Here is a 19,989-nt window from a genome sequence, read left to right on the forward strand (position 1 = left end):
GCCCGCGTACGCGCCGCCGGGAGCTGCATTGGTCCCGGGTTGCGGGACAAAGGTCCCGGGTCTGATCGGCGAGCGCTGCGATCAAGGCGTCTGAACTGGCCTTTTCGACGGGTCTCTCGACTCCGGTCCGCTTGTGAATCCGTTCACAAGAATTTCGGCGGGTTATCTGGTGTGCTTGGACTCATGACGTCCAGTCCGACTCCCGCATCCGGCCACTCCGGCGCGCCACAGAGTCACAGACCACTGCGCAGGCTCAGGGCCCGCGGCCGCGACGAGGAGCACCGCGTCGCCTCGCCGCTCGAGCTCTTCTTCGACCTGTGCTTCGTCGTGGCCATCGCCCAGGCGGGCGTCCAACTGGTGCACGCCCTCGCCGAGAACCACGCGGGCGAGGGCATCCTCAACTACGCGATGGTGTTCTTCGCCATCTGGTGGGCGTGGATGAACTTCACGTGGTTCGCCTCGGCGTACGACAACGACGACGCGCTCTACCGAGTCGTCACCCTGGTCCAGATCGCCGGCGTGCTCGTCCTGGCGGCCGGAGTGTCCCGGGCGTTCGAGGACCACGACTTCCTGGTCGTCTGGCTGGGCTACCTCATCATGCGGCTCGCCATGTCCGCGCAGTGGTTCCGCGTCGCGCTGTCGACCGAGGGCGCCGAGAGAACCATGGCGCTGCGGTACAGCGTCGGCGTACTGCTGTGCATGGTCGGCTGGCTGGGGCTGGTCGTCCTGCCCGAGGGCGCCCGGCCGTGGGTCTTCCTGGTGATGGCGCTGCTAGAGATGTGCGTGCCGCCGTTCGCGGAGAAGAGCCATCCCACGTCGTGGCACCCGCACCACATCTCGGAACGGTACGGCCTGTTCACGATCATCGTGCTCGGCGAGACGATCGCCGCGGCCACGGTCGCGGTGAAGTCGGGCATCGACGAGCACGACGCCCTGGGCGACCTGCTGCCGATCGCCGTCGGCGGGCTGCTGATCGTCTTCGCCGCCTGGTGGATCTACTTCGTCGTACCGATCCACGGCCACCTGCGCTCCAACCGGCAGGCATTCCTCTGGGGTTACGGCCACTACCTGATCTTCGCCTCGGCGGCGGCGATCGGCGCGGGCCTGGAGGTGGCGGTGGAGCAGGCCGTCGGCAAGGCGCACATCTCCACGCTGGCCGCGTCGGCCGCGGTGACCCTGCCCACGGCGCTGTACCTGCTCACCGTGTGGGCGCTGCACTCCCGCTTCTACAAGGTGGGCATCGCCCAGCAACTGGTGCTTCCGACCACGGCGTTGCTGGTGATCGTCTGCACCTTCCTGGGCGACTGGTCGGTGTTCGCGGCGGGGATCGTGTCCGGGCTGGCGGTGGTGACCGGGACGACGCTCACGGCGCGCATGGCCGCCCGGGAGCGCGGGGCGAGCGGGGAGCGCGCGACGACGCCGGTCGCCTGATGCTCGCCCCGTGCCCCGGCGGGCAAGACTGGGGGCATGACAGTTGACGCTCTGACGGACGTCGCCGGCGTGCGGGTGGGCCACGCGACCCGCACCGGCGACGGTTGGCTCACCGGCACCACGGTCGTGCTCGCCCCCGAGGAAGGCGCCGTCGCCGCCGTGGACGTGCGCGGCGGCGGGCCCGGCACCAAGGAGACGGACGCCCTCGACCCACGCAACCTCGTGCAGAAGGTCGAAGCGATCGTGCTGACCGGCGGCAGCGCGTACGGGCTCGACGCGGCGTCCGGGGTGATGGCCTGGCTGGAGGAGCAAGGGCGCGGAGTGCGCGTCGGAGTGGATCCGGCGCACGTGGTGCCGGTCGTCCCCGCGGCGTGCGTCTTCGATCTGGGGCGCGGCGGTGACTTCCGCGCCCGGCCCGACGCCGCCATCGGACGGGCCGCCGTCGAGGCGGCCGCGGCGAGCGCGGACGGCGCACGCGTGCCGGAAGGATGCGTGGGCGCGGGCACAGGAGCGGCCGTGGGGGCGCTGAAGGGAGGGGTCGGCAGCGCGAGCGTCGTCCTCGGCTCGGGGGTCACCGTGGCGGCGCTGGTCGTGGCCAACGCGGCGGGATCGGCGACGGACCCCGAAACGGGCGTTCTGTACGGGGAGTTGTTCCAGGGGCGCGTGAACTACCCGGAGGCGCGCGTCCATGAAGCCGCACGCCGGCGCCTTGCCGAGATCGCGTCGAAGAACGCACCCCCTCCGCTGAACACCACGCTCGCCGTGGTCGCCACGGACGCGGACCTCTCGAAGACCCAGGCGCAGAAGCTGGCCGGCACAGCGCACGACGGCATCGCGCGCGCCGTGCGGCCGGTGCACCTGCTCAACGACGGGGACACGGTGTTCGCGCTGGCGACGGGAGAGCGCCCGCTCGACGCCGCGCACCCGCTCGCGCTCAACGAGATCCTCGCGGCGGGCGCGGATGTCGTGACGCGCGCGATCGTACGCGCCGTGCGCGCCGCGGAGTCGGTGGACGGACCGGGTGGGGTCTGGCCGTCGTACGGGGAGTTGTACGGGGGCCGGTGACTCGGCGGGAGCGGGTGGCGCGCGATCGGGGCTCAGGACGTGCGCCCCGTGCCGGCGTAGGAGGCCCTCGCGGTCGGCGCACGACGGAGGCGCGCGTTCTGTGGCCGACCGGAACCTGCCTGCGGCAGGGGGCGCGCGGGCGGACGGTGCAGAGCACAGGGCGGTCGGGGCGCGGGCTGTGCGTGAGGGGCGCGCGCGATGGGCTTGCGCGGGGGTTGCGCGAGCCGTGGTGAGGGGCGCGGCCGGCGAGAGGAAAGGTGCGGGCATGCATGGTGCGGCGCGCGACGGGCGCCGCACGCCCTAGTCAGGGGCGCGATGCGTCACGTACACGCCCCCATCACGCATCTGCACCCGCGCCACCAACCCCCGCCCCCACCTGCGCCGACACCCCACCCCCACCCCGTGATTGTCCCGGTTCTGTCACGTGAGGGCGTCAACGGCCATTCGGCGGAACCTCATCAGGCGCCAGTTCCCTCTTTCTCCACGCACTGGAGCGGAACACGCACAACATACGAACCTGGAGCAGCCCGTGACAACGCCGTACATAGCAGCGCGGCGCGCGCTGGGGGCCTGTGCCGTCCTGATGGTCGGCGCCCTCACCCTCACCGCCTGCGGCGGCAATGCCAACGCCGATGCCAACTCCTCGAGCGAGGGCAAGGACGGCAGGACGACGTCCAAGACGTCCACCGCGAAGATCGTCATCTCGGCGAAGGACGGCTCGACCAACGCGTCGATCAACACGACCGGCGTGAAGGTCAGCGGCGGCAAGCTGACCGACGTGAAGATGACGGTGGCGGGCACCGGACAGGCCGTGGCGGGCGAGTTGTCCGCGAACGGCGGTGTCTGGAAGCCGAAGGAGCAGTTGGAGCGCGGGACCAAGTACCAGATCTCGGCGACCGCGAAGGACGGGGAAGGTCGTACGGCGGCCGCCAACTCGATCTTCACCACGGTGACTTCGGCGAACAGCTTCATCGGGACGTACACGCCGGACAACGGGACCACGGTCGGCGTCGGGATGCCCGTGTCGTTCAACTTCGACAAGGTGATCAGCGACAAGAAGGCCGTTCAGTCGCACATCACGGTCACCTCCAGCAGCGGGCAGAAGGTGGTCGGGCACTGGTTCGGGGCGCAGCGGCTCGACTTCCGGCCCGAGGCGTACTGGAAGGCCGGCTCCAAGGTCACGATGAACATCGACCTGGACGGCGTGGAGGGCGCGAACGGCGTCTACGGGGTGCAGAAGAAGACCGTCACCTTCACCATCGGGCGTTCACAGGTCTCCACGGTCGATGTGAACACGGAGACCATGACGGTCGTGCGCGATGGGAAGACGCTCAAGACGATCCCGATCTCGTCGGGCAGCCCGGAGCACACGACGTACAACGGGCAGATGGTGATCTCCGAGAAGTTCGTGCAGACGCGCATGAACAGCCAGACCGTCGGCCTGGGCGGCGAGTACGACATCCCGGACGTGCCGCACGCCATGCGCCTGACCCAGTCGGGGACCTTCATCCACGGCAACTACTGGTACAACAAGGGCAACCCGCCGTTCGGCCGGGAGGGCACCAGCCACGGCTGCGTCGGCCTCGCGGACGTCCAGGGCGCGCAGGGCGCGACGCCCGCGAAGTGGTTCTACGACAACTCGCTCATCGGGGACGTCGTGATCGTCAAGAACTCCCCCGACAAGACGGTGGCGCCCGACAACGGGCTCAACGGATGGAACCTGTCGTGGAGCGAGTGGGTGGCGGGAAGCGCCGCGTGATCGCCCCGAAATCCTTCCTGATCGCGTCAAGGACTGCCTGAGCAGCGGGTTCTGACGGATCATCGGGCCGTGTGGGAACTTCTCACACGGCCCGGGCGTTTTCTGTGCGCACGTTTTCTCGGTTCCCGGACATGATGTCCGACCGAGGGGCTACGGTATGCACCCACAAGGTGACATGCAGCAACGCCGGGAGAAACCTTGAGCGTTCCGTACGAGACGGCAGCGTACGAACCACCCGAGTCGCCCGAGTCTCCGGAGGAGCACCTCGCGCGACTCCTCGGCCGTGCCCTGAACTCCTTCGAGTTGCCGGACGAGACGATACGGCGCCTCGACTGCGCGCTGGCGCACGACAGTTCGCTGCACTCCGCGCACCACAGCGCGGGGCTGCACCGCGAGACGTACCGGCACACCTGGCTGCTGGCCGACGGCTCGGCGCTCACCATGTGGGAGCTCGTGCACAACACCGCGCCGGGCAGCGAGACGCAGCACGAGGTGTACGTCGACGAGGAGGAGCTGCGTGCCGCGACCGCGCGCCTGCCGCTGCCGCCGGACGCGCCGGACTTCGAGCTGCCGGTGACGGTGCAGCTGTCGCCGATCCCCGAACCCCGGCACATCTACGTACCGGACGACTCGGCGGACCACGCGCGCCGGCTCCTGCGCCGCGCGGAGAACCCGGACCGGCCGGGCGCGGACACGGCGGAACTGCTCACCACGGCGTTCGCGCACCAGATCACGCAGGCCTTCGGGCGCCCGTGCCGCGCGGGTCGCGCCGGGCTGTGCTTCGCGCTCTACGAGCACGCGTTCCTGCTGCGCGACGGCGCGGAGATCGCCCTCTGGGAGGTCGAGCACACGGTGACGCCCGACGGGCGGCACATGTGCGAGGTGTACGTCAGCGAGGACGCGGCCCGGGACGCGATGGAGCGGCGGGCGGCGCAGGTTTCCTGACAGGGCGCGTACGGCTGGACGCGCGCCCCGGCGCCGGCTCCGGTGGGCGTCGCGCGCCTCAGCGGCCGTTGCTGAGCTGTCGTACCAGGCCCGCGAACGCGTCCCGCTCCGCCGCAGACAGCTCGACGGACTCCAGCTGCGGGGCGGACTCGCGCTGGCGCGGCAGGGCGCGCAGAGTTCGGCCCGTGGGCCACACGACCACACCGAAGTGACCCCGGCGCGCGAGGCTGACAAGGCCGAACACCCAAATGGCGGCGGCGAGGGCGAGTATCACCACGCCCAGCGACTGGAGGATCGAGACGTGCTCATCAGGCATGGGGCCCAGTAGACACCACGGTCCGGGACTTTGGTCCCGGACCGTGACGTATCTCGCATGCTTCGCAGGTGTGACACTTGCCTCAGGTGTCGTGAACAACTCACAACAGATCAAAGAGACATACGGTCGGCCGCAGTCCCCTCCCGCGGGGGACTGCGGCCGATCGTCACGCGCAGCGCCGGGCGGTCAGGCCGCGACCGGCTGCTTCGCCTCTGCCGCCGCCGTGGCCGTGCCGGCGGTCGCGGCTCCCGGGGCCGGCTTGCGCATGCCCTTCAGGACCACCACCAGCGCCGTGGTGACGCACGTGCCGACCGCGATGGCGATCAGGTAGAGGAACGGGTTGCCGATCAGCGGGACCACGAAGATGCCGCCGTGCGGGGCGCGCAGGGTGGCGCCGAAGGCCATCGACAGCGCACCGGTGATCGCGCCGCCCACCATCGAGGAGGGGATGACGCGCAGCGGGTCGGCCGCGGCGAACGGGATGGCCCCCTCGGAGATGAAGGAGGCGCCGAGGACCCAGGCGGCCTTGCCGTTCTCGCGCTCGGTCTCGGTGAAGAGCTTGCCGCGGACCGTGGTGGCCAGCGCCATCGCGAGCGGCGGGACCATGCCCGCGGCCATCACCGCGGCCATGATCTTCATCGCGGAGTCGCTCGGGTTGGAGACCGCGATGCCGGCGGTGGCGAAGGTGTACGCGACCTTGTTGACGGGGCCGCCGAGGTCGAAGCACATCATCAGGCCGAGCAGGGCGCCGAGCAGGACGGCGTTGGTGCCGGAGAGGCCGTTCAGCCAGTCGGTCATGCCCTTCTGGGCGGAGGCGATGGGCTTGCCGACCACGACGAACATGAGGAATCCGACGACCGCCGAGGAGATCAGCGGGATCACCACCACTGGCATGATGCCGCGCACCGCCGGTGGGATCTTCACCTTCTGGATGGCCATCACCACCCCACCGGCGAGCAGACCGGCGACCAGGCCGCCGAGGAAGCCCGCGTTGATGGTGAGGGCGATCGAGCCGCCGACGAAGCCCGGGACGAGACCGGGCCGGTCCGCCATGCCGTACGCGATGTAGCCGGCGAGGACCGGGACGAGGAAGCCGAAGGAGACGACGCCGATCTGGAAGAGCAGCGCGGCCCAGCTGTCGCCCTGGGTCCACACGAAGTGGTCCATGACCGACGGCGCCTTGTTGATCTTGTAGCCGCCGATCGCGAAGCCGAGGGCGATCAGCAGACCGCCGGCCGCGACGAACGGGACCATGTAACTCACGCCGGACATCAGCCACTTGCGCAGCTTGGTGCCGTAGCCCTCACCGGAGTCGCCGGCGCGCTCGACAGGCGTACCGGCGCCCGCGGGGGCACTCGCGGTCACTTCACCGCGCGCCGCCTTCTCGCGCACCTCGGTGATCAGCTCGCCGGGGCGGTTGATGCCCGCCTTCACGCCGACGTCGACGGTCGGCTTGCCGGCGAAGCGGTCCTTGTCCCGTACGGGGACGTCGTGCGCGAAGATCACGCCGTCCGCTGCCGCGATGACGGCCGGGTCGAGCCGGGTGAAGCCGGCCGAGCCCTGCGTCTCGACGACGACTTCGACGCCCGCGTCGCGGCCGGCGTTCTCCAGCGACTCGGCCGCCATGTACGTGTGGGCGATGCCGGTCGGGCAGGAGGTGACCGCGACGATACGGAAGGGGCGCTCGGCGGAGGAGGGGGCGCCCGGCACCGGGGCGGACGCGTCCTCGACGCTCGCGCCCGGCGCCGGGGCCGTGCCACCCGCTGCGGCGCCGGCGGAGGCCGCCCCCGGCGCCGCAGCGGAGTCTTCAGAGGCGCTCGCAGCGGTCTTCGCGCCGCTCGAAGCGCCGTGCGCGGCCCCCTCGGCAGCCGCGCCCTCCGCCGCAGGCGCCTCGTCCCCGCGGATCAGCGCCGCAGCCGCCGCCGCGTCCCCCACGGAACGCAGCGCGCCGGTGAACTCGGCGTTCATGAGCTGGCGGGCCAGCGACGACAGGATCGTCAGGTGGGCATCGTCGGCACCGGCGGGCGCGGCGATCAGGAAGATCAGGTCGGCCGGGCCGTCGGCCGCGCCGAAGTCGATGCCGGCGGCGCTGCGGCCGAAGGCGAGCGTCGGCTCGGTGACGTGCTCGCTGCGGCAGTGCGGGATGCCGATGCCGCCGTCGAGGCCGGTGGGCATCTGTGCCTCGCGGGCGGCCACGTCGGCGAGGAAGCCCTCCAGGTCGGTCACCCGGCCCAGGGCCACCATGCGCTCGGCGAGGGCACGCGCCGCCGCTTCCTTGGTGTCGGCGGACAGGTCGAGATCGACCAGGTCCGCGGTGATCATGTCGCTCATCGCGGGCTCCTTCGCACGCGTATCGCCCGGGGAGTGGGGTGGGCGAGGGTGGGGACGGGGGTGAGATGGGGAGTGGCGGGAACATCGGGGCCGATGGAGGCGGGGCCGGGGAAACCCCGCCTCCCGAGGTCGGCAGGGCGGCTCAGGTGGCCCTGCCTTCCGTCGGCCGCGGCGAGTAAGGGGGAGCCTCGCCGTTTGGGGTTCGGTTCAGGGAAGGCCGCGGCGCTCGCCGCAGCGGGCGGCGCGAGTATCGGATAGGCGGCGCGCGAGGCCGGTTCGCGCGCCGTGGTGAGCGCCGCAGCGCCGCGCTCCACAGCGCCGTGCCCTTCAGCAGCGCGCGCCACAGCCTCACGCGCCCCAATGAGCGCCCCAGCGCCGCCTGTCACGGCGCTGACAACCTCACCACGCACCGCCCTGGACGTCGTACAAAGGCTCATGACACCGGCTCCCTCAGCGCGCGGTCCACCGGTACGTCCGCCGTCACCGTCACCGCCGCCGGATCCAGGTCGGCCGGGGTCGGCATCACGCTGCCCGGCAGTTGGACCGCCGCCGCGCCGTGGGCGACCGCCGAGGCGAGGGCTTCGGGGCCGCTGCCGCCGGCGATCAGGAAGCCGGCGAGGGAGGAGTCGCCGGCGCCGACGTTGCTGCGCACCACGTCCACGCGTGCGCTGCCGAACCAGGCGCCCGCGCCGTCCACGAGCAGTTGCCCGTCGGCGCCCAGGCTCGCGAGCACGGCGCGCGCGCCCATCTCGCGCAACTCCTCGGCCGCCTTCACCGCGTCGCCCACCGTCGCCAGGGGGCGCCCGACGGCCTCCGCGAGCTCCTCGGCGTTCGGCTTCACCACGTCGGGCCGCTCCCGCAGCGCCTCCAGGAGCGCACGCCCCGAGGTGTCCAGCGCGATCCGCACGCCCCCGGCGTGCGCCCGGGCGACGACATCGGCGTACCACGCCGGCGCGAGCCCCCGCGGCAGGCTCCCGCAGCACGCGATCCACGCCGCGTCCTGCGACTGCGCGCGGACCGTCTCCAGCAGCAGCTCCTGCTCCTCCGACGACAGCTCCGGACCCGGCGCGTTGATCTTGGTGAGCACCCCGTCGGACTCCGCGAGCGCGATGTTGGAGCGGGTGGCGCCGGCGACCGGGACCGGCGCGACCTCGATGCCCTGCGCGTCGAGCAGGTCGGCGACGAGCGCCCCCGGCGCACCACCCAGGGGCAGGACCGCGACCGTGCGCTGCCCGGCGGCCGAGACGGCGCGCGAGACGTTCACGCCCTTGCCGCCCGGGTCCATGCGCTCGCCGGTGGCGCGGATGACCTCGCCGCGCTCCAGGGCGGGGATCTCGTAGGTGCGGTCGAGGGACGGGTTCGGGGTGACGGTGAGGATCATGCGCGCACTACTTCCGTGCCGCCGCGTTCGATGGCGGTGGCGTCTTCCGGGCTCAACCCGCTGTCGGTGATCAGCAGGTCCACGTCGCTCAGGTCGCCGAAGCGGGCGAAGTGCTCCTGGCCGTGCTTGGAGGAGTCGGCGAGCAGCACGACGCGGCGAGCCGCGGCCACCGCCGCGCGCTTGACCGCGGCCTCGGCGAGGTCGGGGGTGGTCAGGCCGTGGTCGGCGGAGAAGCCGTTGGCCGCGACGAACAGGACGTCCGCCCGGATCTCGCCGTACGCCCGCAGCGCCCAGGCGTCCACGGCGGCGCGCGTACGGTGCCGCACGCGCCCCCCGACGAGGTGGAGCTGGATGCCGGGGTGGTCCGCGAGGCGGGCCGCGATGGGCAGGCTGTGGGTGACGACGGTGAGCGCGGACTCCAGCGGGATGGCCGCCGCGAGCCTCGCCACCGTCGTACCGGCGTCGAGGATGAGGGTGCCCTCGGTGGGCAGTTCCGCGACGGCCGCCTTGGCGATGCGGTCCTTCTCGTCGGCGGAGGTGCCCTCGCGCTCGGCGAGGTCCGGTTCGAAGTCGAGGCGTCCGGCCGGTATGGCACCGCCGTGCACCCGGCGCAGCAGGCCGGCGCGGTCGAGGGCCTTCAGGTCGCGGCGGATCGTCTCCGCCGTCACCTGGAACTCCTCGGCCAGCGACACCACGTCCACCCGGCCGCCGTCACGGGCGAGCCGGAGGATCTCCTGCTGCCGCTCCGGTGCGTACATGTCCGTTCGCCTCCGCCTCGATGTCCGACCATTCCCGACTGATGCCCGAACTTGTGGTTTCACTCGGAGGCTACGCTCGGATTTCTGGAAAGTAAACAGGTTCGGGCACCGAGCAGACGCAAACGGGCACTCTGACAGATAGTGAGCACGGTCGTACTCTGAGGAGGAAGCGACCGTCGGGGGGATTCCGTGGGCCGGAGCGACGCCAGCCATTCCGATCGTCCGGAGCACGACTGGCAGACGGAGATCGTCGACACGCTCCTCCACTCCGAGGTGTTCAGCGACCCCCATGCCCGAGCCCTTCTGACCTGGATGGTCGAGGCCGAGCTGGAGAACCGGACCTCTTCCGGGCGCCTCGGCCCCGGCACCGCCCTGTCCGGAAAGCACCGACCACCAGCCCCCGCCGCCCTGCTGCAATGCGTAACCCTGGTGCGGCACTGCGACCACGCCCCCGGCGGACTCCACGCCCTTGCCACCTCGTTACAGCTGTTGCAGCCGGGCAGCGTGACCGCGCAGCGAGTCGCGGAGCTGGCGCAGGAGCGGGACTCCGACAGGCACGCGCAAGGCGCACCACAGTCAGCCCCGACGGGCCTGCCACCGGTCACGGACACGAACCAGAGGAGCTCCCGCCGGGACTTCTTCCTCTCCTACGCATCCACTGACCAACGCTGGGCCGTGTGGATCGCCTGGGAACTGGAAGGTGCGGGCTACCGCGTCTTGGTGCAGGACTGGGACTTCGTCCCCGGCAGCAACTGGCAGCTCGGAATGGAGCGCGGTCTGTCCGAGTGCGAGCGGGTCGTGGCCGTCCTATCCCCGGCCTACGTCGAGTCGGTGTACGGGCGCATCGAGTGGCAGGTGGCACAGGGCAGCGACCCGACCAGTTTCGCGCGCCGCCTGGTTCCGATACGGGTGATTCCCTGCCGTCCGTCCGGGCTGCTGGCAGCCCTCGTCGCCGTCGACCTGGTGGGACTTCCCGTGGAACGGGCCCGCTCGCGGCTGCTGGACGCGATGGACACCGTACGCATGGGGCGGTCGAAGCCCGTGGCGCCGCCGCGCTACCCGGCCGATCCCACGGTGCTCCCACCCTCGACCGATGGGTCCGGCCGGGGAACGACACAAACGGATGGCTGATGCGCGAGGGAGGCCGAGATGACGCACGAAGCAGTGGAACCCGGCACCGGTAGGCCCGCGAAGGTCACCGTGACCCCCGCCGTCTGGGGCAGTGTGCCACCGAGGAACCCCGATTTCACCGGCCGCGAGGACTTGCTGGAGGAGTTGCACCGGCGGCTCCTGCGGGACAGGGGAGCAGCAGTGGTTCCGCAGAGCCTGTACGGCCTCGGTGGTGTCGGAAAGACGTCGTTGGCCGTCCAGTATCTGTATCGGTGGATGACCGAGTACGACGTGGTGTGGTGGATCTCCGCCGAGCAGACTGCGCAGATCTCGGCGTCCTTGGCGGAACTCGCCCCGCACCTCGGAGTGCCGGCCGGCCCGGACGTCGCCTCCACAGTCGGTTCCACCCTGGAGGCATTGCGCTTCGGACGGCCGTACTCCAACTGGCTTTTGGTGCTGGACAACGCCGAAAGCCCCGAGGAGATAAGGCCGTTTCTGCCCACGGGCGGTCCGGGCACCGTCCTGATCACGTCCCGGAACCCGCACTGGACCGGTATCGCCCGCCCGCTCGAAGTCGACGTCTTCACCCGGGCGGAGAGCAAGAGCCTGCTGCGCGGACGGAGTTCGGGTGTCGGGGACGCCGACGCCGATCGGCTCGCCGAGGCCCTCGGTGACCTTCCGCTCGCCATCGAGCAGGCTGCCGCCTGGCACGCCGAGACGGGCATGCCCGTCGACGAATACCTCGGTCTTCTCGCCGAGAAACGTGTGCACCTGCTGCGTGAGACCGCTCTGGCGCCCGGCCGCCAACCAGTCACAGCGGCCTGGAACATCTCGCTGGACCGGCTGGAGTCCGAGCACCCGGCCGCATACCGGCTCCTCCAGATCTGCTCCCTGTACGCTCCCGGGCCGATCCCCCGCGCCCTCTTCAAGAGCCCGCCCGGCACTGCTCTCGCTCCGGAGCTGGACCCGGTGCTGGGCGATCCGATCCGGCTGGGGCAGGTGATCCGGGAGATCGGCCGGTTCTCGCTGGCCCGCGTCGATCCCCACGGCAGTTCGCTGCAGATGCACCGGCTGGTGCAGGCCGTGGTCTCGTCCCGCATGTCGGAGCAGGAGCGTGCGGTCATGCTCCGGGCCGGCCATCTGCTGTTGGCCGCGAACGATCCCAACGACCCGGACAACCTGGAGCACTGGGGGCTTTACGGTTCCCTCCACCCGCACGTGCTGGTGTCCGACGCGGTCGCGTCCGACGAGCACCGGGTGCGCAACCTGGTCGTCAACGAAGTCGTCTACCTGCTGCGTTGGGGCGACTACGCCTCCTGCCTGGAACTGGCCCGCGCCGCACACCAGGCCTGGTCCCGGACACTCGGGGAAGACCACCCCCAAGCCCTCCAAGTAGCGCGCTGGCTCGGCTTCCTGCACTTCAACATGGGCCGCTACCAGGAGGCGGCCCAACTCAACGCTGCGGTTCTGGAGACGTATCGTCGCGCTCTCGGCCCCGAAGCCCAGGACACCATCGATGCCCTGGGCAACGTCGCCATCGACCACCGCGCTCGCGGCGACTTCAACGAAGCCCTCTCCCTCTCCGAGTCCGTCCACCAGCAGTACTTACGGCTCCTGGGCCCCGAGGACCCCGAAACCCTCCGCGCCGCGCACAACCTCGGCGTGAGCCTCCGCCTCGTCGGCGACTTCACCCGCGCCCGCGGTCTCGACCGGGAAACCTGGCAGGGCTTCACGACGATCTACGGCCAGGACCACGTGTCCTCGTTGCGCACCTGGATCGGCTATGTCGTGGACGTACGCGAACTCGGCCAGTACAGCGCCGCGTTGACCTACCACCGGGAGGCAACGGAGCGCATCAGGACCGCCCTGGGCCGGAACAACCCCATGTGCCTTGCGGGCCTGCGTCTCCTCGCCACCACGCTCCGTAAGGCCGGTGAATCCGGTGAGGCCCTCGCGGTCGCCGAGCAAGCTCGCGCCGATCTCATCGCCCGCTACGGCGACCTGCACCCCGAATCCCTCGCCGCCGCACTGGAGTTGAGTGTTCAGCTACGCTGCGCCGGCCGGCTGCAACCCGCTCTCACCCTCGGTATGGAGACCTGGCACCTCTACGAGCAGACCTACGGCCGCTCCCATCCTCACACGTTGTCCTCCGCCGTGAGCCTGGCCGTCGCCCTGCGCTCCATGGGCAACCCGGCAGCCGCCCGTCGTGTCGACACCCTCGCGCTACGAGGCTTCGTCACGGCCCTCGGTGAGACACACCCGTCGACGCTGGCCTGCCGCACCAATCTGGCCGGCGACCACTACACCCTCGGCGACACGGCCACCGCCCTCGACCTGGACACCGAGACCCTCCGCCGCTCCCGCGAGGTCCTGGACGACGACCACCCCTCCACCCTGGCCTGCGCCGCCAACCTCGCCATGGACCTGCGCGCCCTCGGCCGCACCGAAGAGGCCGACATTCTCCGGACCGACACCAAGGAACGGCTCGGCCGCAAACTCGGCCGGAGCCACCCCGCGTTCGTCCAGGCCGCCGACCAGGAGCACCGCGCCGACCAGGACATCGACCCCATGCCGTTGTGACCCCCGGTCGCCATACCCCACATTGGTCACGACCCACAAGCGGGCCGACGAAGCCCTGACGGGCTATCAACTCGTCCGTATCCTGGACTCGGTGGGCTTCGGGACACAGCCTTTCGGGGGGTGTTGTGGACACGGACGACCCCGGACCTCCGGCCTCGGCGGACGAGGGCCGGTACTGGCCGATGAACGTCGTGCTGGCGCTGCTCGCCTCGCCCAAGCTGGCGGACGAGTTGGCCCGGGCGCTGCTGTTCGAGTTGGTGGGATCGGTGCCGGACGAGCCGCCGAAGGCTTCGGACCCGCCCGCGAGCCGCATGCGTGAGTTCCTGGGGCTGGTGCGGCACTGCGAGAAGCAGCCCCACGGCCTGCCGGACCTGGTGAGCGCGGTGGAGCAGATCGAGGGCGCCAGCTGGACGTCCCACATCGTCGGCGAGCTGGTCAGAAAGCGCATGGCGCAGATCCCGGCGGTCAACGGATCAGCCGCACCGGAACGCACCGAGGACGATCCGCGCAGGGACTTCTTCGTCTCCTACACGGCGGCGGACCGCTCCTGGGCCACCTGGATCTCATGGCGGCTGGAGGAAGCGGGCTACAGCGTCCTGGTGCAGGAGTGGGACTTCGTACCGGGCACCAACTGGCAGTTCTACATGGACAAAGGGGTGACACAGTGCGAGCGCACCATCGCGGTCCTCTCCCCGGCGTATCTGAACTCCGTGTACGGGCGCCTGGAGTGGCAGGTAGCCCAGAGCGACGATCCCACGGGTCTGGCCCGCAGACTCGTGCCGGTGATGGTGGAACGATGCACACCCCAGGGCCTGTTGGGCTCGGTCGTCTACATCGACCTGACCCCGGCGGTGGCCGACGACGAGGCGCGCCGCCGTCTCCTCGGCGGTATCGGCGGTGCGCGTACGGGCCGCTCCAAACCCACCGAACCGCCGCCCTTCCCCCGCTCGGGAGAGCCGCGTTGACGGAGACGAGCGGCGAGGGCCGCACCTCCTCGTGGATTCGGCGCCACATCGGTGCTCGGACCGCAGCCACGCTACTCGGGACGAGCGCACTGAACGCCTCCGACGGCTGGGCTCTGCTGGCCGCCGCCGTGGGCCGGGAGACCGGCAGACCGCTGCGTCCGCGGCAGGAGCACACCGCCGGGGAGCGCGCCCTGCACGTGTTCCGGCACTGTGTCCAGGACACGGGTGGACTGTCTGCGCTAGCGGGCGCGTTGCAGAGCATCGACCCGGACTGTCCCCAGGTCCTGGCCATGCACCGGCTCGCCGACGAGTGGACCGCCGTCGACTCGCTGGACGGGTTGGCGGTGATCGGTTCCTGGAGGTTCCTCGCCGAGGCGCTGATGCCCTTGAAGCCGCAGCCGCGCCCGTACGACATGCGGGCCGCGTTGATCTGGATCGCCACCGATCACCGGCTGTCCGAACCGCCGCCGCACGCCGAGAACCACTGGCACGACTTCCTGTACCTGGCCGGACAGAACACGGCGCCCGGCAGGCTGCCCCCGTGGATGCGCCACCTGGACCAGTGCACCCAGTACATGAGCCGGGAACTCCGCGAGGAAGTGCTGGCCCGCAACCGGAAATGGGCGCTGAGTCTGGACCTCGCGGAACTGCTCGACGAGGAGCGCAACCTGGCGCAGCGGTCCTCGGTGGCCGGCGTGGCCCGGCAGTTCAAGCGCTATCTGGCGATCCGCATCGTGCCGGATCCGCTGATCGACACCCAGTACGACGTCTTCCCGTCGCTCATGTCGGAGGGGCCGGGCCGCAGATGGGTGCCGGGGCAGACCCGGTACGAGGTGCCGGCGGAGCGGCTGGAGGAGGTGATCGGCGAGATTATCCGGGCCGAGCGGCGCAGACACGCCGGAGCGGCCGGGAGCACCGAAGCCCCTTCTCTCTCAGTGGAGTTCGTTCTGCCGTTCCAGCTGCTCAACGCACCCGTGGAATGGTGGCCGTACGGCTCCGACGGAGGACCGCCACCGGGGTCGGCGTCCGCCGCCTTCCCCGTGGTCATACGGAGCCTGGACCGGTTGCAGAACAGACAGTGGCACGACTTCTGGAACGTCCGCTGGACGCAGCTCGGCAAGGACGAGCCCTCCGCTCGCTCGGTGTGCTACGCCAATGACGCCCGAGACCGCGGCCACTCGCTGCAGCAGTACCTCGACAACGAGCACCTGGTCGCCCTGGTGCTGAGCGAACCGCCGGTGACCAGCGGCGGAAACGGCGGACAGGAACTGCAGACGGCCCTGAGCAAAGGGTTGCCCGTGGTGATCTGGCATCGGGCCGACCGGGCGACGCCGGTGTTCCGGCAAGTCCTGGACGAACTCCTCACCGACGGACTGCAGCGACTGCCGGCCAAGGTCGACGACTATCGCCGCCAGGCCGCCGGCCAGAACGGCGGCACCGGCCCCGCCACCCATATCGGCCACCATCTGACGCTCCTGTGGGACGACGCCGAACGCAACCCCATGGATCCCGACCCGGCCTGACGCCGACGGCGGGCCCGCACAGCCGTACGACCGGATCGCGCAAGGCGTCCGGATTCCGGAAAGGAGCCGCTCATGTCGTCGACCGCCGAACCGTGGGGTGCGTACCGCGGAACCGGTCTGCCCGGCCGGGACGCGACGGCCCGGTCCTGGCCGGTGCCGCCGCCCTGGCGACGGTTCGACGGGGGACCCGACCTGCCGCCGCCACCGGACGACCCGTCCGCGATGGCGCTGCTCGGCGACGGGCCGCAGCCGTCCGTGGCTCCCGACGAGGTGGAGCGGGTCAACGCCGCGATGGCGCTGTGCCGTCCGCTGCTCGTGACCGGAGAGCCCGGCACCGGCAAGTCGACACTCGCGTACCGGATCAGCCGGGAACTCGGCCTGGGGCGGGTGCTGCGCTGGCGCATCACCAGCGTGAGCAGCCTGCGGGAGGGCCTGTACGACGAGACAGGCCGGCTGGGACCGCTGGGCACCGCCTTCCTGCCGCACCGCAGGCCGCGGGTACTGCTGATCGACCGGCTGGACCGGGCCGAGATCTCGCTGCCGGACGACCTGTGCACCGTGCTGGAGGCCGGGGGCTTCACTGTGCCCGGGGACCCCTCGCAGGTGACGACCGCCGACGACCCGGTCACGCCGGTGGCGCTGCCCGGCGGTGCCGTGCGCTGTCACGTCTTCCCGATCGTGGTGATCACCAGTACGGGAGAACGTGACCTCTCGCCCGCGCTCGTACAGCAGTGCGTTTCCCTGGTCCTCCCGCCACCGGCACAGGAGACGTTGCGCGCCATCGCGGCGGCACACTTCCCGCAGGGCCTCGCGCCGGACGTGCTCGACGCCCTGCTCGACCGTGCCCGGACGGCCAAGGGGCCGGTCGTACGCCGGTTCCTCGACGCTCTGCATCTGGTGACGCAGGGCGCGCCCGCCTCGCTCGCCGAAGGGCTCAGCTGGCAGGAGGCACTGGACGCGGTCTGGGCGTGGACGGAGGTGGGCGAGTTGTGACCACCGTCCCTGTCCGGTCCGCGCAACTGCCGCCGGGACTGCCCGAGGCGCTGCGGCGGGCGGCAGCCGTCCTCGGCCGGCCGGCGGCCCGTCCCGCGGGACGGCGCTGGGACGTGGCCGTGGTCGCCGACTCCGGTCCCACGATGGGGATCTGGGAGGGTACGGTACGGGCCTTCGCTCGCGAACTGCATCGCACGGGCGCTTTCGGCCACGTCACCGAACACCGGCTGCCGCACGAGCCCGGCAGGGACCCGGCGTCGCTGTCCCGGCACGATACGGCCGGCCGCCTGACCCTGCTGCTCACCGACGGAGCCGGCCCGCGCTGGGGCGACCACGGGACGGAGCGCTTGCTGCGGCGCTGGGCGCAGGCCGGTCCGGTCGCCGTGATCCAACTCCTTCCGCACCCGATGTGGCCAGCCACGGGCCTGCGCCACTGGCAGGTGCTGCTGCGCTCCCCCGCGCCCGGCGCCGCCAACCACCGGCTGCGCTGGCGCGCCCGGGGCCTGGGCCCGGACGTGGACGACCTGCCCCCGGGCGGCTGTCCTGCCGTACCGGTCCCGGTGCTCGAGCTCTCCGCCCGCTGGCTGGACGCCTGGTCCGGCCTGCTCGGCGGTACACCACCGGAGTGGCTACCGCTCACGGTGACCTTCCCCCGCGCGCGGATGGCCGAGGCCCGCGACCCGGATTCGCTGCGGCAGGGCGCCGCGACGCTGGTGGCCCGCATGCGGTCGGCGGTGCCCGAGCAGGTGTTCACGCTGGCCACCATGCTCGCCGCGATCCCCCTCACCGACGCCCTGGTACGGCAGGTGCAGGAGTCGCTCATGCCGGGCAGCTCGCTCACGGACTTCGCCCTGCTCCTGGTGCACGGGCTGGTACGGCCGGTGAAGAGCGCGGACTCCCTTCGCGGCGACGAGGCGTTGCCGGCGTACGAGTTCGGGTACGGCGTGCGCGAGGAGCTGCTGGCCGCCGGACGGCGTACCGACCTCATCCGTGTTGTCGAACTGGTGGGGGATCGCCGGGGAGCTGACGGGGAACACTTGTGGCGACTGCCCCGGCTGCTGCGCGGGGCCACCGTGTCCCAACTCCCGCCGCTGACGGTGGAGTCCGGGCCTTGGCTGCTCGCGGAGAACACCGTCCTGCACGCCCTGTCCGGCCCGTTCCTGGAGCGTGCCAGAGAAGTGGACACCTTGGTCGCGGGCCTGAGGGAGGAGCAGCCGCGATCCGCACCCCGCACCAGCACCAGCACCAGCACCAGCACCACCGCACCGCCCCAACCTAGCCATCCCGTCGCCCACACCCCGGGCGACGCCGACCACCCGATGAATCAGGGGAACAGGAGGCCGGCGATGACGCAGCAGGCCCCGGCGAACACGGCGGGCACCGAGCGCACCAGAAACACCCCCACCGTCTGGGGGAACATCCCGCCCAGGAACCCGAACTTCACCGGCCGCAAGGACCTCTTGGAAGCACTCCACCAGCGCCTGCTGAAGGAGAAGACGACGGCTGTCCTGCCGCACGCGCTGCACGGCATGGGCGGCGTCGGCAAGAGCCTGCTGGCCGTTGAGTACCTGTACCGGCGGATGGCCGAGTACGAGGTCGTGTGGTGGATCCCCGCCGAGCGCACGGCGCAGATCTCGCTTTCCCTGGTGGAACTCGCCTCGCGCCTGGGGCTCACCCCGGGCAGCGACGCCTCCTCCACCGTGGCCGCGGTGATGGAGGCACTCCGCGTCGGGCGCCCCTTCTCGAACTGGCTCCTGGTGTTCGACAACGCCGAAAGCCCGGAGTCCGTACGGCCGTTCTTCCCGGCCGGCGGTCCCGGCAACATCCTCATCACCTCCCGCAATCCCCAGTGGGCGTCCATCGCCCGCCCGCTGGAGGTGGACGTGTTCCTGCGGGAAGAGAGCAAGCAACTACTGCGCCTGCGTGGTCCGGAGATCAGCGACGAGGACGCTGACCGGCTCGCCGAGGCCCTCGGCGACCTGCCACTGGCCATCGAGCAGGCCGCCGCGTGGCATGCGGAGACCGGCATGCTGGTCGACGAGTACCTCCGGCTGCTTTCCGACAAGCGCGTCGACCTGTTGCGCGGGACCGCACCCCTGGACACCCAGCATCCGGTGATCGCCGCCTGGAACATCTCCCTGGACCAGTTGGAGACCAAGAACCCCGCTGCCTACCAGCTGCTTCAGGTCTGCTCGTTCTACGCTGCCGAGCCCATCGCCCGCACACTCTTCGCCCGCATGCCACGCGGCTCCATCGCCCCGGAACTGGACCTGGCGTTGGAGGACCCGATCCGGCTCGGGCAGGTGATCCGGGAGATCGGCCGCTACTCACTGGCCCGCTTCAACCACCGCAACAACTCCCTACAGATGCACCGCCTGGTGCAGGCCGCACTGCAGTACCGGATGACCGAGGAGGACCGGTCAACCATGCGGCGCGGGGCCCATCTGCTGCTGGCCGCGAGCGATCCCAACGACCCGGACAATGTGCTGCGCTGGGAGCGTTACGGCTCGCTCTATCCGCACGTCGTGGTCTCCGAAGCGGTCCACTCCGACGAGAGCTGGGTGCGCAACCTCGTGGTCAACGAGGTCAAGTACCTGCTTCGCTGGGGCGACTACGCCTCCTGCCTGGAACTGGCCCGGACGGCTCACGAGACCTGGTCCCGCTCGCTTGGTGAAGATCATGGACAGACGCTGCAGGTGGCCCGCTGGCTCGGCTTCCTGCTCTTCAGCATGGGCAGTGTGAACGATCACGTAATTCCCCGGGCCCGGCGTCACGTAATTCCCCAGGTCCTGACCTTGTTCATGTCTACTTGATCGAGGGCTTGTTTGTCTT

The 19,989-nt window shown here is 70.9% G+C and carries 14 protein-coding genes; 10 read left to right on the forward strand and 4 right to left on the reverse strand.

Translation table 11 applies throughout. The annotated features are described in order from the left end of the window. Positions 1 to 183: 183 nt before the first annotated feature. The 4 genes from ABZ848_RS03040 to ABZ848_RS03055 all read left to right on the forward strand — a co-directional run bounded on the left by ABZ848_RS03040 (position 184) and on the right by ABZ848_RS03055 (position 5,200). Complete coding sequence (locus ABZ848_RS03040) at positions 184 to 1,431, forward strand: low temperature requirement protein A (protein ID WP_360824240.1); 1,248 nt, start codon at positions 184 to 186, stop codon at positions 1,429 to 1,431. Positions 1,432 to 1,467: 36 nt separating this feature from the next. After that, complete coding sequence (locus ABZ848_RS03045; RefSeq protein WP_360824243.1) at positions 1,468 to 2,496, forward strand: P1 family peptidase; 1,029 nt, start codon at positions 1,468 to 1,470, stop codon at positions 2,494 to 2,496. 529 nt (positions 2,497 to 3,025) lie between these two features. Beyond that, positions 3,026 to 4,255, forward strand: a complete 1,230-nt coding sequence (locus ABZ848_RS03050; RefSeq protein WP_360824246.1) for an Ig-like domain-containing protein — start codon at positions 3,026 to 3,028, stop codon at positions 4,253 to 4,255. A 198-nt stretch (positions 4,256 to 4,453) separates the two neighbouring features. Then, positions 4,454 to 5,200 carry a DUF6227 family protein gene (locus ABZ848_RS03055; RefSeq protein ID WP_360824249.1) on the forward strand — a complete coding sequence of 249 codons (747 nt, stop codon included), beginning with the start codon at positions 4,454 to 4,456 and terminating at the stop codon, positions 5,198 to 5,200. 58 nt (positions 5,201 to 5,258) lie between these two features. Here ABZ848_RS03055 and ABZ848_RS03060 read toward each other — a convergent pair whose 3' ends face one another. The 4 genes from ABZ848_RS03060 to ABZ848_RS03075 form a co-directional block, all read right to left on the reverse strand. After that, positions 5,259 to 5,516, reverse strand: a complete 258-nt coding sequence (locus ABZ848_RS03060) for a hypothetical protein (protein WP_360824252.1) — start codon at positions 5,514 to 5,516, stop codon at positions 5,259 to 5,261. Between the two features lie 186 nt (positions 5,517 to 5,702). After that, positions 5,703 to 7,847, reverse strand: coding sequence for a fructose-specific PTS transporter subunit EIIC (locus tag ABZ848_RS03065; protein ID WP_360824255.1), 2,145 nt, complete (start codon positions 7,845 to 7,847; stop codon positions 5,703 to 5,705). Positions 7,848 to 8,280: 433 nt separating this feature from the next. Further along, positions 8,281 to 9,228, reverse strand: a complete 948-nt coding sequence (pfkB, locus tag ABZ848_RS03070; protein WP_360824258.1) for a 1-phosphofructokinase — start codon at positions 9,226 to 9,228, stop codon at positions 8,281 to 8,283. Further along, a complete protein-coding gene (locus ABZ848_RS03075; protein ID WP_360824260.1) occupies positions 9,225 to 9,986 on the reverse strand; it encodes a DeoR/GlpR family DNA-binding transcription regulator in 762 nt (253 codons plus the stop codon). The genes pfkB and ABZ848_RS03075 overlap by 4 nt, the downstream gene beginning before the upstream one ends. Before the next feature lie 189 nt (positions 9,987 to 10,175). Here ABZ848_RS03075 and ABZ848_RS03080 point away from each other — a divergent pair, with 189 nt between their 5' ends. The 6 genes from ABZ848_RS03080 to fxsT (ABZ848_RS03105) all read left to right on the forward strand — a co-directional run bounded on the left by ABZ848_RS03080 (position 10,176) and on the right by fxsT (ABZ848_RS03105) (position 19,970). Then, positions 10,176 to 11,117, forward strand: a complete 942-nt coding sequence (locus ABZ848_RS03080; RefSeq protein ID WP_360824263.1) for a toll/interleukin-1 receptor domain-containing protein — start codon at positions 10,176 to 10,178, stop codon at positions 11,115 to 11,117. An 18-nt stretch (positions 11,118 to 11,135) separates the two neighbouring features. Then, entirely contained in the window at positions 11,136 to 13,676 is a 2,541-nt protein-coding gene (gene fxsT / locus ABZ848_RS03085) for an FxSxx-COOH system tetratricopeptide repeat protein (RefSeq protein WP_360824266.1), read from the forward strand. A 125-nt stretch (positions 13,677 to 13,801) separates the two neighbouring features. Continuing rightward, a complete protein-coding gene (locus ABZ848_RS03090) occupies positions 13,802 to 14,641 on the forward strand; it encodes a toll/interleukin-1 receptor domain-containing protein (protein ID WP_360824269.1) in 840 nt (279 codons plus the stop codon). Continuing rightward, positions 14,638 to 16,164: a hypothetical protein gene (locus ABZ848_RS03095; protein ID WP_360824272.1), complete on the forward strand. Its 1,527-nt coding sequence runs from the start codon at positions 14,638 to 14,640 to the stop codon at positions 16,162 to 16,164. Before ABZ848_RS03090 ends, ABZ848_RS03095 begins: the two co-directional genes overlap by 4 nt. 72 nt (positions 16,165 to 16,236) lie before the next feature. Beyond that, entirely contained in the window at positions 16,237 to 17,157 is a 921-nt protein-coding gene (locus tag ABZ848_RS03100; protein ID WP_360824275.1) for an AAA family ATPase, read from the forward strand. Next, complete coding sequence (fxsT, locus tag ABZ848_RS03105; protein WP_360824278.1) at positions 17,154 to 19,970, forward strand: FxSxx-COOH system tetratricopeptide repeat protein; 2,817 nt, start codon at positions 17,154 to 17,156, stop codon at positions 19,968 to 19,970. Before ABZ848_RS03100 ends, fxsT (ABZ848_RS03105) begins: the two co-directional genes overlap by 4 nt. Positions 19,971 to 19,989: the final 19 nt, after the last annotated feature.

The organism is Streptomyces sp. NPDC047081, assembly GCF_040643775.1.
GTDB lineage: Bacteria > Actinomycetota > Actinomycetes > Streptomycetales > Streptomycetaceae > Streptomyces.

Bases quoted from the DNA above. Each gene is read 5' to 3' on its own strand.
- ABZ848_RS03040 (WP_360824240.1), top strand. From the start codon at position 184: ATGACGTCCAGTCCGACTCCCGCATCCGGCCACTCCGGCGCGCCACAG.
- fxsT (WP_360824266.1), top strand. From the start codon at position 11,136: ATGACGCACGAAGCAGTGGAACCCGGCACCGGTAGGCCCGCGAAGGTC.
- ABZ848_RS03060 (WP_360824252.1), bottom strand. From the start codon at position 5,516: ATGCCTGATGAGCACGTCTCGATCCTCCAGTCGCTGGGCGTGGTGATA.
- pfkB (WP_360824258.1), bottom strand. From the start codon at position 9,228: ATGATCCTCACCGTCACCCCGAACCCGTCCCTCGACCGCACCTACGAG.
- ABZ848_RS03045 (WP_360824243.1), top strand. From the start codon at position 1,468: ATGACAGTTGACGCTCTGACGGACGTCGCCGGCGTGCGGGTGGGCCAC.
- ABZ848_RS03065 (WP_360824255.1), bottom strand. From the start codon at position 7,847: ATGAGCGACATGATCACCGCGGACCTGGTCGATCTCGACCTGTCCGCC.
- ABZ848_RS03100 (WP_360824275.1), top strand. From the start codon at position 16,237: ATGTCGTCGACCGCCGAACCGTGGGGTGCGTACCGCGGAACCGGTCTG.
- ABZ848_RS03075 (WP_360824260.1), bottom strand. From the start codon at position 9,986: ATGTACGCACCGGAGCGGCAGCAGGAGATCCTCCGGCTCGCCCGTGAC.